Raw genomic sequence first — 12,825 nt, 5'->3', positions numbered from 1 at the left:
CAAAGTCAATGCGTGGGTACAAAAAGAATCACGTTCCTGACTTAGTAAAAGCCAGCGGTGTTTGTCCTGTTTGTTGTTTGAAAAAAGCAATAAAGGCGCTGTTGGATGAGAATTCTAACAGGTGGGACACATCACCGACTTGTCGGTTTTCTGAGAGTAATTCAATTACTTTAAATAAGCGCCATTGCATCGCCATTCTTGAACAGTAATGCTTGTTTTGGCTTTGAATAATCGAGTAAGTGTTTTGGTATTTTCTCCAACTGAGTGAACTAACTATCTGGTTCTTGTTTCCGATGATGTTGATGTTGATGTTGATGTTGATGTTGATGTTGATGTTGATGTTGATGTTGATACGCAGCCGACTCTAGATTTAACGGTAAGTCTCTCATTCATATTGATAAATCCCGCGTCCTATTTGATGCGGGATTTATCATCTTATCCTTTCGCAAATTTGCATATTGACATAGGTAGAATGATCGCTCTACTATATATGTAGAACAATCATTCTACCTTTGATTAGGTATAAGAGGTTAGCTTGTTAAGAGAACAGATTGCAGCAAGTCTTGAAGTGGCGTTTAGCCAGCAAGGTTTTGCTGAGCCGAGTGTGGCTCAACTGAAGACGGCGTGTAACGTGAGCCTACGTACGCTCTATAAACATTTTCCATCGAAAGAAGCGATGATAGTGGGTGCCTTAGAGCACCGTCATCACCGTTACCTAAATTTCCTATTAGAAAATGTACCTGCTGGTGGCCTTGAGTCGATGCTTGATATCTTCAACAAGTTACAACAGTGGATGGAAGAGTATGCGCCGCACGGTTGTATGTCGATGAATGCGATGGCGGCTTTTCCTGACAACGAGATAATTAACCAAGCTGTTACTGAACATAAACGAGAAGTAAAAGCACTTCTGGGTAAGCAGAGTCAACGAGACGATCTGGCTTCAGAGCTTTTTCTACTTCATGAAGGTGTATCAAGCGCGTGGCCAGTATTAGGCGAAGAAGCGGTGACATCAGCACAGAATATGGTGACAAAATTACTCGAGGAAACACGATGAAATTCGAACTACCTAAAACAATGAAAGGCGTAGAGATGTTAGGACACGGCGGAGCAGAAATGCTTGGCTACAGTGAAGATATCGCTGTTCCTGAAATTGAACCTAATGAAGTGCTGATCAAAGTGATGGCTGCGGGCGTAAACAACACGGATATCAACACTCGAATCGGCTGGTACTCAAAAAGTGATGCCTCAGACGACGCAAGTTGGTCGGGTGAAGCGTTGCAGTTTCCTCGTATCCAAGGCGCTGATGTGTGTGGTTTTATCGTAGCAGTTGGGAATGAAGTCTCTACCGATCGTATTGGTGAACGTGTTCTTATCGAACCTTGTTTGACTGAAGTTTACGGACGAGATCTGCCACAGCCATGGTATTTCGGTTCGGAGTGCGATGGTGGCTTTGCGGAGTACACCAAAGTGGCCGCGAAACACGCTTATGCGGTGAACAGCACTATGTCGGATGTTGATCTAGCGTCTTTCCCGTGCTCTTACTCGACCGCAGAAAACATGCTAACCCGTGCTAACGTAACCGAAGGTGATCGCGTGCTTATTTCTGGCGCATCGGGTGGTGTGGGCTCTGCGGCTATTCAACTAGCTAAAGCTCGTGGCGCTTATGTTATTGCCATTACTAGCCCAAGTAAAAACCAACAGTTACTTGAACTTGGCGCAGATGAAGTGGTTGCTCGTGATGCTGATCTGGTTAAAGCGTTGGGCGCAAACAGCATCAATGTGGTTATCGACTTAGTTGCCGGTGACAAGTGGCCTCAGTTCCTTGAAGTACTGAAACCCCGTGGCCGTTATGCCGTATCTGGCGCAATTGGTGGCGCTATGGTCGAGCTCGATGTACGAACTTTGTATCTCAAAGATCTCAGCTTTTTTGGCTGTACGGTTTTAGAATCACAAGTGTTCCAGAATCTAGTCAATCGTATCGAGAAACAGCAGATCGAAGCAATCGTCGCGCAGTCTTATCCGCTCGCTGATATCCACAAAGCACAAGACGAGTTCTTGAAGAAAAAGCATGTCGGTAAGATCGTATTGGAAGTGTGCCAGAGCTAACTTCAGACAGTGCCACACATCTAACCTATGTAAGAGCGAGCCAGTGTTATGTGCTCGCTTTTTTGTTTCTGACGAATACAGGAGGCCTAGTCTCGCAGGCTGTTGAGTAACAGATCCTATACAGTTGAATAGTTAATGATTCAATTGTCACTGTATGGTTTATGAGTTGTCTGTGCGATAATCACCGCCGTTATATATCCCTATCTATGTTGTATTCATCTAGGAGCCGTATTGATGTTTAAAAGGGTATTGCAGGCATTATTCTCACCTTTTGTTGATTCAAAAAACAAACCCTCTGCAGAGCCTGTCCAAAAAGAGCAACAACAAACCGTTGCTACTGATTCCGTTCAGTCTTCAACCTTTGTTCCGCCGTCGTCAGCTCAACCATCATCATTAATCGTCGATAAGACGCTTAGCCTTCACGATGGTGAGTTCCTTGATTACTTGTTTGGAGAGTCTCGCCTGCGAACAGAGTCAGACCCATTTAGTGATTTTGTTGCTTGTCAGATCGAACGTTTGATTCGCTCTCCAAAAGCCTTGCTCAATGAATTGCCAGTGATGCCAGCCTCTGTAACCACATTAATGGCAGAATTACAGAGTGACGAATTTGATGTAGATACATTGCTAAAAGTGATTGAGCGAGAGCCGAGTATGGCTGCCGATGTAATTAAACTGGCTAACAGTGCTTTCTACAAACGCAGTGAAAAACAGGTAACCGACCTAAAAACAGCATTCCTAAATATCGGTTCTCAAGGACTTGTTGAAGGGGTTGTGAATAGCTACATGAAGAACTTCACGCCGGGCAACAATATTTACTGGCGTCATTTCGGTGAGAAAATTTGGAATCACAGCGTTCAAACCGCGTCTTTTTCTAAGGAGTTGATGAAAGACTCTTCATCCCAAGAAGATAAAGCGGCGGCGTACTTTGTTGGGTTGATTCGCAACTTAGGCAAGATGATCATTTTCCAAATGATGGTCGAAGCCTTCAAGCATGTTGATCCTTCTGTTCCACCCAACTCATTAGCATTGAAGCGTTTGATGAACAGCTACTCTATTCGCCTGACTTACACCATTGCTAAGTTCTGGGAGTTGCCAGAATCTGTGCTGACGGTGATTGGTTATCAAGAGTCGAACCGATACGAATGCACGCCACTTGGTCAAGCTGTGTTTGAAGCTAACTACCTGAGTGAGCTGTACTATTTACTAGAAGAACAAACGATTGAAGTCGAGCAGTTTAAGCGCAGATGCAAAGAGACACTGATGTCACCTGCGGCATACAAAGTGGCTAACCGTATCTATAAAGAGTTTGAATTAGCGCTGGTAGGATAATAACGGCCTAGCGTTGGCTAGGTTGATTCTTGAGGTCGTCAAAAAGCGGTATTTTCTAAATGGTCTTACTAAGCAGTAAAGCAGTAAGACCATTTCTGTATCTAGCTTCGATTAAGGGATCTCAGTCAGTTCTTGCTTCAATTTATCGATTTTACGCAGTTCTTTTTCGATCTTACCTTCATACTTTCGAATCTTATCCGCTCTGTCATCTCTTTTGGCTTCTTCTAGGTCGGCTTGGTATTCAGCTAAATCTTGTTCATTGGATTCAATCTTCTCACGCAGATCATCCTTCAAACCTTCATTGGTGCAGTTCTCTTTCGCCGCTTTCAACGCTGTGGTTAATCGCTCCACTTTGTACTGATTGTCGTACTGCTCCGCTTTCTCTATCTGATATTCGATCTCACAGAACTTCTTCTCACAGCCCGTTAGCGCGCCGCATTGAGTGCTAGCAGCTACGCTGTTAAACGAAAATGCGCAAAGAAACAGTATTGAGCCTTTTAGGTGTCGAGTCATGATTTACCTTCTCACTGGGTCTATTTAGCTTGAGCTTATTTTGTTTTTACTGTTCTCAAGCTTACCTTGGTTGAGACTAATTTAGCCTAGCCTCATGTCTATATTACTTTAGCACCTGATAATGACGCTATTGGCAGCTGAATGTTAAAGATAAGTCTTTGTGCCCAATGATGTCTTTCAGGTCTTACTCAGAAGTGGCTAATCCACAATTGGTCGAGTTCGCACCAACCGAATCCATTTACTTGCGCGCCGTGTATCCTTTCAGAAACTTGTAAATTGAACACCTCTTGCTTGAGCTCAACCACAACCTCAGAGTCATTCAACCAATCCCGAAGCTTCAACAGTGCGTTCGTTGCTAATTCAAAGTTTGGCTGGTTTCTTATTGAGGCTAAGCCTTGTTCGATTGTCTCTAGCATCTCAGCAGGCAGAGCTAAGTCCTCAAACGGAAAGCGAATGAAAAAGCTTAACCACGAAGTGAAGGTGTCGTTCTCCTCAATAATGCTGCATAGCGCGACGTCTTTGGTAGTTAGGTAGTTAGGTAGGTAGTGCCCATATTCCACGCTGGTTTTGCTGTCGCCGGATACTGATAATTGCTCGAAAAGAGTTTGGCATTCAGAGGTGTCTTCAACGGTGAATTCACGAACGGTTTTCGACAATGTTGGGTTCTGAATTTGGAAAAACGTTGAGCCGAAATCCGGTTGAGAAGAATGGTCATCGCCACGCACGGTGATCGTTTTCTCGGGCAGTTTCACGCACACCTGATTTTGAGCGCAAGCTTTGCTCTGTGCCCATTCTGGATAGACCCACAATTCGACTCGATTGAGAATGGGTGTACTGTGTGAATACGCGCTATTGCGGCTCAATCTCAACATCTTGCTCGAGAATATGTCTAATGAGAACGCGCCAGATCCAATCAGCCTTTCAGTCGGTGATGAGTGATCAAATATGGAGGCTTCAACTCTGGCAAGTAGGCGTGGTAAGTGCCAATCAGGTTGATTCAATTTCACGACAACCACATTACCAGTCGAGACAGAGACCTCATCAATATGCTGATAACAACGACGCCATATTTTGCTTTGAATTAGCGAGTTAAGGTTGCGTGCTATGTCTTGAGGTTCGAGTGTTCGACCGTTATGGAACTGAACGCCATTGCGAATTTGAAAGTGCCACTGTGTAGCATCTTGATTAGGTTGCCAATGATACGCTAAATCGCCGCTGAGTTGACCGTGTTGAACTGAGGTTAGGCGTTGGCAAACTTGCATCACTAAGAAACGTTCGGTGCGTCTAAGTACTCGTTGAGGGTGAAGCGCTTCGAGTTCTCGGTGAAAGGGGATATACGCGATATTCTGCGTCGACAGATTGGTGCTGCTTAAAAAGGCTTGCAACTCAGCGCCAGCATTGCGGCCGTTGAAGCTCAAGGTGCTAAACACTTGTTCTATGTTGCCTGCGTCAGCTTGGGTTTGTGCGTATTGGTAACACGCCTCAATGGGCTCAACCAGACACGTCAGTTGTGCCTTCCTGCTGCGGCCTGAGCTAGCTTGCCACTCAATCCAACCTTGCGCCGTCATCGCTTTGAGTAAGGTCTGAACATGACGTTCACTCACGTGCAGCAGTGTGGCCAGTTGGTTGACCTGACAATGTGATACTCCAGGCCCAAAAGCCTGAAATATCTTTTCATACAGTTCAAGCTTACGCTTAAGGTTGCCCAATTTGCTTTTCCTAACGACGAGGTTGAGTTAAATGTGGATAGCCAGAGTCAATGAGTGCTTTTTCCATCGTATCGAGAACTCGAGAGGTTATCTCTGAGCTTAGGATATTCGATTCAGTTTTGCCTTGAAGCACCAAATCTGAAAAATGGTCGATTTCAAATTCGAACCCATTGCCCGTCACTCGTTTGTTGATGGTCGACTTCTGCCCTTGATGTTCAATCTCAATAAAGGCCGGATTCCACCATTTTTCGTGAATGGTGATCTTAGTATCAGGCCCACTCAGGTGTGCTGATCGGGGAAGGTTTTGCGCTGTTGATGCCGATATCTTACCGTTCATATCACCAGAGAATGTAAAGCATGCATCGGTATCAACATTCGCTCCCTCATAAAGACACGACATCTCTACCTGAGGTTTTGAAGGGTTTACACCCAGCGTTCGACACAGATCGTAAAAGAACCAAAGCCCATAGACCCCAACATCGAGTGTTGCTCCGCCAGATAAATCCGGATTGAAGATAAACAAATCGGGCTCATAGTCGTGATGGTTGCCAAAGCTGGCTTCGATTGAATCTATCTGAATGTTGTTGTCGACCAAAAATGATTGAAGCTCACGATACGCGGGAAACACCACGGTTTTCATCGCTTCTAACAGCATCACGCCATTTTGCTTGGCGAGGGCTTTCATCTCAAGCCAGTCAGCAAGGTTGGTAAAAGCCGGCTTCTCAACCAATACATGCTTATTACTCTTTAGAAACAGTTCGGCGAGTGGCTGGTGGTATGGGTGAACCGTAGCGATGTAAACCGCTTCAACACTTGGGTCATTCGCCATCTTTTCATAAGAGCCATAAGCCTTGTCGCAACCAAACTTATTGGCGAACGTGGCAGCGCGGGAGTGATCTCTTGCGGCAACGGCATACAGTTCACCATGCAGACAGTGTTCTGTGACTGCCGCTGCGAATCGATTGGCGATATTGCCTAGCCCTGCGATGCCCCATTTAATTTTTCGTTGCGTGTCGCTCATCAGTTGCTCCAAATCGTTGTTTTGTATCAGTGTACTCAGAGGCGCCACATACAAATAGAGAACAGATTTCTCAACCTGTTCTCTATTTATTTTATTCTAGTTGAAGCTCTGGATCAGCTCTGTCTGGAGCGTTTCCAATCGGCTAGGGCTTGAATGTGTTTTGGCCCGATGCCACAACAGCCACCGACAATATTCGCACCCAATGCGTGCCAGCGTTTTACATAAGTTAAATAACCTTGGCCATCTAGCTCACGCATTTCTTGAAGCATATCATTCGCTTCATGTTCGTTACTGATCGGCGCAAAGTTGTTGGCGTAGACACCAATTTCTAAATCACAACCTAGTTCTTCGATCACTTTTTTAGCATCCATAATGGCTTGATCCATCACTTCAGGCACTGAGCAGTTAAACATAATGCCTTTTGCGTTCGATTGGCAGGCAAGTTTGATCGCGTCTGTTACGCTCTCGCCAGAACGAATATTGGCAAAATCGCCCTTGGTATCTTCCAAACTGAATGCGTAGTAACACGGCTTATCTGACTGCTTAAGTACCGCATGAATGGAATCGAATTCTTGTAGGCTACAGATAGTTTCTGCTATCCAAAGGTCGATGTTTGGGTCTTGGGCATCGTAAAGCGTTTGGATGATTGGCGCGGCTTCTTCTACCTTGAATAAATCTGGTCGGTAGCTGCCAAATGGCGGTGGAATCGCGCCCGCTACTTTCACGGTGTGAGAAGCATTGTCAGCAACTGCTTTAGCCAGCTCACCAGATAGCGCAGCCAGTTCAAAACCTCGTTGCTCGAAGAGTGCTTCACCCAAGTGAAAAGGCACACACGCGTAGCTATTGGTGATCAGGATTTCAGCACCTGCATCGACAAAGTTTTGATGCGCTTGGCTGACAAATTCGGGTGCTTCAATCAGCGCTTGAGCACTCCAAAGCGGTTGAGAAAATGGCGCGCCAATTTCTTTAAGTTCTCGGCCCATGCCGCCATCAAGTATGGTTAGTGTTTTCATATTCAATACTATCTAAACAATTGCTGAAGTTCTGCCGCCACCATATCAGACAACCTTGTCAGACAGAAGCCATCAAGACCATGTGTTATTGAGAATAAATCATGGCCTAAAAAAGCGTTGTTTTTAACTATGGATGAGCACGAATAAAACGATCTACCACTTTTAATGTGTTGATCAATAGCTAACTTAATGGGACTTACTGAGTGATTACGAGCCTTTCGTAGGCGGAAATGTGTGCTTGCCCGAATTCGCACCTAAAATGTAAGTAGTTTTATATTATGTATATATTATTCAGTTGGTTATAAGTAATCTTTTTGATATGTTTAGCCAAAGAATTCGTGCTCGCACGATATTAAAATGTTAACTGTATTTCGATATTAAAATTACGAGCAAGTTGCTACAAAAATAGGTCGTTTCTAAAATGAAAAAGTGGTTTGTGTTTCTGGTTCTTTTACTTACAGGATGTGCTGCTAAGCAACTGCCTTATTCTCCTTCCGATATGGTAAGCGAAGAAGTTTCGGCGAGTGTGATTGAACAGGTTGTTATGGAACAGCCTACAAAATTTAGACCTGAAGGCCTTGTTGTGACCAGTTCTTATATCGGATTATCAGAAGGTCACAATTCAAAAATAGTGGCAGTTAGCAATTATAATGACGCTTCCAATTTACTCATTTCGTCTGCAAACATAAGGCTATCAGACATCAACTCCAGATATTATTTCAACTCGATATTGGCGCTTGAGCTCTATAGCAAAAGAGATTGGTTTATCATTCAGTTGAAAAACGATGAGCAACGGGTTGTTAAGCGTTTTTATACGAGAAGTTTAGAAAAGGCGCAGCGGTTCATAGATTCAATAAATTATATGAAAATTTCGGCTAAGCCATTTGGTGCTGAGTAGTACAGTTGAGAAGAGATTATGGTGCCAATAACTAGCTTTTGGTGCTGTTTCCATTCCACATAGTCCAATATATCATCAAGCATTTCAGAACGTGAAATGGTAGGTCACCACAATCTGTAGAGGAAAAGTGCATTGAAGTTAGTGAATAAACTCGTACGTTACCCGCACATTGATGTTGATCGTGCGTTTGAAAAAGAAGATGCGTTATTGCAGCAAATACAGGCCGGTGAGATTGGGCAAGCCTTAATGCTGTGGCAAGCAAAAACGCCAACACTCGTTTTACCCGCAGGTAAAAAGTGGCCAGTGACCGTAGAGTCTAGAAAGCAACTTGCGGCACAAGGCTGGCAACTCACCTCGCGAAAAACAGGTGGCGCTCCCGTTCCCCAACTGCCGGGGATCATTAACCTATCGCACATTTACCATTGGCCTCGTGATGAAGCCTACAATATCCAAAAAGCGTATCGACATTTATGCGATGTCTTAACCCAGTTTTTTAAAGAACTAGGCATTGATGTGGATGTACACGCAACCCCCGGTTCTTATTGTGATGGTGACTACAACCTCAATATCAATAAACAAAAAATAGTGGGTACTGCGCAGCGTGTTTTGCTTAAACAAGGGGGCGGTCAAATCGTACTTTCGCAAGCCTGTATCTTGTTAGATGTCGACTTAGAGAACAGTGTTGCGCCCGTAAATTTTTATAATCAAATTTGCGGCAACCCAACCGTGGTAGATCCGTACGTTCATACTCCGTTGTCTGCTCATGTGACGCCCCTGCCCAACGTAGATTCACTTTTTCAGCAGTTAAGCCAAGCTTTCATCAAATACGCGTAATGTCGCTATGTCGCTAACGCTATGCCAATTTGTTGGGAGAGGAACCATTTCAATGCTATCGAAATAATAGTTGAAGCTCTCTCGTCACGACATCAGACAGTTTTGAGTTTTTGGTGCCCCTAAATATGGAGCACTCCTTGTATTGTATCTGGCTAGCGAGAGTGGGATTTCAGCTCGAGCTGTTCTGCAAGTAACTGGTCGAGAGTCGTCACCAGCTTCTGATTTTTCTCCGCATTTAATGCATCAGCATGAGGGTCTTTAAATAGCCCTGAGTCATTATCAAAATACTTCCCAGAAGCGTTAGAAAACTCTTCCGATAGTGCCGCTCGGCATAAGATATCAGCGCCAATCCCTAAGTCATTACCTTCCAAACCATACGCATCTTTAACCAATTTACTGCCAAGAAATGAGGCCGGATTAACGGGAATGATTAGGGGCCCTTGATCTCCTAATTGGTGCGCAAGATGGATTGACCACATCGTTAACGCCAACTTACTTTGTGCGTAGATAGGGCCATCTAAAGTGTCAGGGTTTGGGCTGACTATCGCCCCGAGATCGACCGATGACTGAACGGCTGAAGATAGATTGACGATGCGACCGTTGGCATCAAAAAGTGGTAGCAGCTTTTGAGTCAGTAAATAAGGGGCAATGGTGTTGACGGTAAAGCGGACATCGAGATTGTCTTTGGTGGTGATCTCGGAAACCTTGTAGACGCCAGCGTTGTTAATGAGTATATCGAGCTCTTCATGCTTCGACTTTATTTGGTTGGCTAGGGCTTCAACTTCAGAAAGAGAAGAGAGATCAGCAACATAACTTTCGATAATCGCATCCTTGGATAATCGAGAAAGGCCGGTTTCTACTTTGCTGAGTTTTGTTGGGTTACGTCCATGTATAAGGATGTGATGCCCTTGTTGGGCTAACATTTTCGCGGTCTCTAAACCGATACCATCTGTCGCACCTGTAATCATGATCTTTTTTTGCATCTTCCTTCCTTTGAAACATTGTCCGTGGAACTTTTATAACAAAGTTTTACTACGCAAAATTTCTATTGGTTCACATGATGGAATAAAGAAAGAGTATGAGATGTGTTGTAAGTGAGAAATATGACAATACTGAGGTAACTAAGGTAACTAAGATAACTAGGGTGACCAGATCGGGTGTTGTTATTTTTAAAGTTTGGTGGGGTACGGAAAGGGAGGACGTAAGTTTTTTTTGATAAGAAAAAGCCTCAACTAAATATATTAGCTGAGGCTTGGTCGGTATTAGCCTAGTGATAGCCTATATTGGCTTCGTTGACGTTATTATTATTCTGTTGTTTAGATCTTAATGAGCGTGAACAGCTGAATCTTGGTATAGCTCGGCATCAACTTCTTCGCCTTTGTTTGGACGCGGTACAATCTCAAAAGAGGAGTCAGCTTCTGTTAGTGAAGACAGCAGTTTGTTAAGTGATGTCTTATCACCTTTCACGCCTGCCTGTCCGTCTTCTAACAGTTTTCCAAGGCTTGTTTTCTTAAGCACGATATCAGACACGTCAGATTTATTGATGATCAGTGTCGTATCCGCATCTTGCAGCTCGTTCACTTGAATGTTGTTCAGGTTGCCGTTAGACATCTCAACGTAGTAGAACTCTTTCACATCAGGCAGCTGAATATTCAGCGTAAATGGTGTTTCTTGTGCCTTTAGCGAATCCACTTTAACTGCTAAGTAATCCAACAAGTTCTCGATAGTCATGTTAGCCAATACATCCGGTGATGCTGTTTTCGGTGCGCCCGGTTGTGTGCCAATACGAAGCTCTTGAGCGCCCGTTAGATAGATGTTTCTCCAACCTGCACCTTCTGATTGATAACCCAATTGCTCATATGTATCTGCCAACAAGCCACGTGCAACTTTGTTATCTGGCTCTGCTTGAATCACCTTATTCAGTGCTGTTGCAACGAAGCGGTATTCACCTTCTTGGAAATCTTGCTGCGCTTTTTCAATCACAGCATCGCTGCCGCCCATGTACTCAACAAACTTCACCGATTCTGGCTCGATTGGTAATGGATTAAGGTTAGCCGGGTTCATGTCGAAGTAACCAAGGTACATGTTGTACACAGCGCGAGCGTTGTGAGAGTAGGTACCGTGGTAACCATTGGTGTACCAAGACTGTTGAATGCTGTCTGGCATGACTTTGTAGATCTCGTCGCCAATGTCTTGTAGAACCACACCGTTATTGGCTAAACGAAGCGTTTGGTTATGAGTAAAACCGTAAGCGTCACGCTGCATTTTTAGGTAATCAGAAATCTCTTGTTCACCCCAGATTGGGGCTGAGTGAGACGCAAACAGTACTTCTGTTTCTTCGCCCCAAGTGACCAACATTTCGTTGATCTTCTTAGACCACTTCAAGCCATCACGCACTTTTGCACCACGTAGCGTATATAGGTTATGCATGCCTTGGTAAGTCAATTCGCCAGTCCAAAGTGCTTTCATGCTTGGAATGTAGGTCACCATTTCAGATGCCGCTTCGGTACCTGAAGCATCCATGAATTGCATTTCTAGGCCGTCGATAACCAGAGTTTCAATCTCTTCGTTATGGTTCAGCTCGTAATCCGGCAGAACGTAAGTAATGCTACCGGTTGATAGACCTTTAGACAGTGCCGCATCCACAATACCGTGTTCGTGTCGGTTCAGGGTTGCGCCATATTGATATGCGGTACGACGAGACATTGCGTTACCCGCCAGTACGTTTTCGTCGACGATTTCTTTGGTGATGTTTTTCGAACCGTACACTTTTACATCTGGATACGCGTCTTTGATTGCTCTTGCGCCACCAAAGTGATCAGCGTGCGAGTGAGAGTAAATCATTGCAACGACGGGCAGTTCACCGCCATCAGGCACGTTGTTCTTGAAGAATTCGAGTGATTTGGCGGCTGATTCTTTGGTAAGAAGAACGTCGTAGGCGATCCAACCGTTGTCACTACGGATGAAAGAGATAGACGCTAAATCTGCACCTCGAACTTGGTAAACTTTACCCGGAACAACTTCATATAAACCTTCCGCCGCTTGGTTCAATACCGCTTGGCGCCACAGTGAAGGGTTTACTGAATCTGGTGCTTGGTCTGCATTCGTCACACTTGGGTCGATGAAGTTAAAGCTATTGCGAATGATGTCGCCCGTCTCTTGATCAAAGCTAGCAACAAGACCTTTATTGTTATTGTCGAAAGCGCGAGTGTCGGCAAAGTTCAGTGTTTTTGCGAACTCTTGGTTTGCTTTGGTCGTCATCTCGGTTGCGCTTTTACCACCTTGATCGCCAATTTCGCTGAAGTGTGCGTGGTCATGGTTAGCTGCAATCGCGGGGAATGCCAGCGAGATAGCTAGGAACAGTGATGCATTTTTGAACGTGCGAGAAGTTGTCATAAGAGC

The 12,825-nt window shown here is 44.5% G+C and carries 11 protein-coding genes and 1 pseudogene; 5 read left to right on the top strand and 7 right to left on the bottom strand.

Annotation, left to right across the window (positions count from 1 at the left end):
• Window positions 1-28 precede the first annotated feature (28 nt).
• Window positions 29-273 (bottom strand): annotated as a pseudogene (locus tag OCV36_RS23910) (helix-turn-helix domain-containing protein); the annotation flags it as partial.
• Window positions 274-535: 262 nt separating this feature from the next.
• Here OCV36_RS23910 and OCV36_RS23905 point away from each other — a divergent pair.
• The 3 genes from OCV36_RS23905 to OCV36_RS23895 all read left to right on the top strand — a co-directional run bounded on the left by OCV36_RS23905 (window position 536) and on the right by OCV36_RS23895 (window position 3,435).
• Window positions 536-1,054, top strand: a complete 519-nt coding sequence (locus tag OCV36_RS23905) for a TetR/AcrR family transcriptional regulator (protein WP_135454218.1) — start codon at window positions 536-538, stop codon at window positions 1,052-1,054.
• Window positions 1,051-2,106: an alcohol dehydrogenase family protein gene (locus tag OCV36_RS23900; protein WP_135454220.1), complete on the top strand. Its 1,056-nt coding sequence runs from the start codon at window positions 1,051-1,053 to the stop codon at window positions 2,104-2,106. Before OCV36_RS23905 ends, OCV36_RS23900 begins: the two co-directional genes overlap by 4 nt.
• 234 nt (window positions 2,107-2,340) lie before the next feature.
• Window positions 2,341-3,435, top strand: coding sequence for an HDOD domain-containing protein (locus OCV36_RS23895; RefSeq protein WP_135454221.1), 1,095 nt, complete (start codon window positions 2,341-2,343; stop codon window positions 3,433-3,435).
• Window positions 3,436-3,546: 111 nt separating this feature from the next.
• On the opposite strand, the gene OCV36_RS23890 is transcribed toward OCV36_RS23895, so the two are convergent.
• The 4 genes from OCV36_RS23890 to OCV36_RS23875 all read right to left on the bottom strand — a co-directional run bounded on the left by OCV36_RS23890 (window position 3,547) and on the right by OCV36_RS23875 (window position 7,691).
• The gene (locus OCV36_RS23890; RefSeq protein ID WP_135454223.1) at window positions 3,547-3,948 is read right to left on the bottom strand and encodes a DUF1090 domain-containing protein; all 402 of its coding nucleotides are present in this window, start codon (window positions 3,946-3,948) and stop codon (window positions 3,547-3,549) included.
• A 188-nt stretch (window positions 3,949-4,136) separates the two neighbouring features.
• Entirely contained in the window at window positions 4,137-5,657 is a 1,521-nt protein-coding gene (locus OCV36_RS23885; RefSeq protein WP_135454225.1) for an SgrR family transcriptional regulator, read from the bottom strand.
• Between the two features lie 10 nt (window positions 5,658-5,667).
• On the bottom strand, window positions 5,668-6,678 hold the full coding sequence (locus tag OCV36_RS23880) for a Gfo/Idh/MocA family protein (protein ID WP_135454227.1): 1,011 nt from the start codon (window positions 6,676-6,678) through the stop codon (window positions 5,668-5,670).
• 113 nt (window positions 6,679-6,791) lie between these two features.
• A complete protein-coding gene (locus OCV36_RS23875; RefSeq protein WP_135454229.1) occupies window positions 6,792-7,691 on the bottom strand; it encodes a homocysteine S-methyltransferase family protein in 900 nt (299 codons plus the stop codon).
• A gap of 421 nt (window positions 7,692-8,112) precedes the next feature.
• On the opposite strand from OCV36_RS23875, the gene OCV36_RS23870 reads away from it, so the two are divergent.
• A complete protein-coding gene (locus OCV36_RS23870) occupies window positions 8,113-8,589 on the top strand; it encodes a sensor protein (protein ID WP_135454230.1) in 477 nt (158 codons plus the stop codon).
• 132 nt (window positions 8,590-8,721) lie between these two features.
• Window positions 8,722-9,423, top strand: a complete 702-nt coding sequence (locus tag OCV36_RS23865; protein ID WP_135454232.1) for a lipoate--protein ligase family protein — start codon at window positions 8,722-8,724, stop codon at window positions 9,421-9,423.
• Window positions 9,424-9,575: 152 nt separating this feature from the next.
• Here the strand turns inward: OCV36_RS23865 and OCV36_RS23860 are convergent, their stop codons facing one another.
• Window positions 9,576-10,406: an SDR family NAD(P)-dependent oxidoreductase gene (locus OCV36_RS23860; protein WP_135454234.1), complete on the bottom strand. Its 831-nt coding sequence runs from the start codon at window positions 10,404-10,406 to the stop codon at window positions 9,576-9,578.
• 340 nt (window positions 10,407-10,746) lie between these two features.
• Window positions 10,747-12,819 carry an alkyl/aryl-sulfatase gene (locus OCV36_RS23855; RefSeq protein WP_135454236.1) on the bottom strand — a complete coding sequence of 691 codons (2,073 nt, stop codon included), beginning with the start codon at window positions 12,817-12,819 and terminating at the stop codon, window positions 10,747-10,749.
• Window positions 12,820-12,825: the final 6 nt, after the last annotated feature.

Origin of the sequence: Vibrio echinoideorum, from assembly GCF_024347455.1 — a bacterium.
Lineage (GTDB): Bacteria > Pseudomonadota > Gammaproteobacteria > Enterobacterales > Vibrionaceae > Vibrio > Vibrio echinoideorum.
The sequence above is the reverse complement of the archived record's forward strand: the minus strand, read 5'-3'. Positions and strand labels throughout refer to the sequence as shown.

Excerpts from the sequence above, each read along its gene's own strand:
- OCV36_RS23900 (WP_135454220.1), top strand. The coding sequence starts at position 1,051 with ATGAAATTCGAACTACCTAAAACAATGAAAGGCGTAGAGATGTTAGGA.
- OCV36_RS23895 (WP_135454221.1), top strand. The coding sequence starts at position 2,341 with ATGTTTAAAAGGGTATTGCAGGCATTATTCTCACCTTTTGTTGATTCA.
- OCV36_RS23890 (WP_135454223.1), bottom strand. The coding sequence starts at position 3,948 with ATGACTCGACACCTAAAAGGCTCAATACTGTTTCTTTGCGCATTTTCG.
- OCV36_RS23880 (WP_135454227.1), bottom strand. The coding sequence starts at position 6,678 with ATGAGCGACACGCAACGAAAAATTAAATGGGGCATCGCAGGGCTAGGC.
- OCV36_RS23875 (WP_135454229.1), bottom strand. The coding sequence starts at position 7,691 with ATGAAAACACTAACCATACTTGATGGCGGCATGGGCCGAGAACTTAAA.
- OCV36_RS23870 (WP_135454230.1), top strand. The coding sequence starts at position 8,113 with ATGAAAAAGTGGTTTGTGTTTCTGGTTCTTTTACTTACAGGATGTGCT.
- OCV36_RS23860 (WP_135454234.1), bottom strand. The coding sequence starts at position 10,406 with ATGCAAAAAAAGATCATGATTACAGGTGCGACAGATGGTATCGGTTTA.
- OCV36_RS23855 (WP_135454236.1), bottom strand. The coding sequence starts at position 12,819 with ATGACAACTTCTCGCACGTTCAAAAATGCATCACTGTTCCTAGCTATC.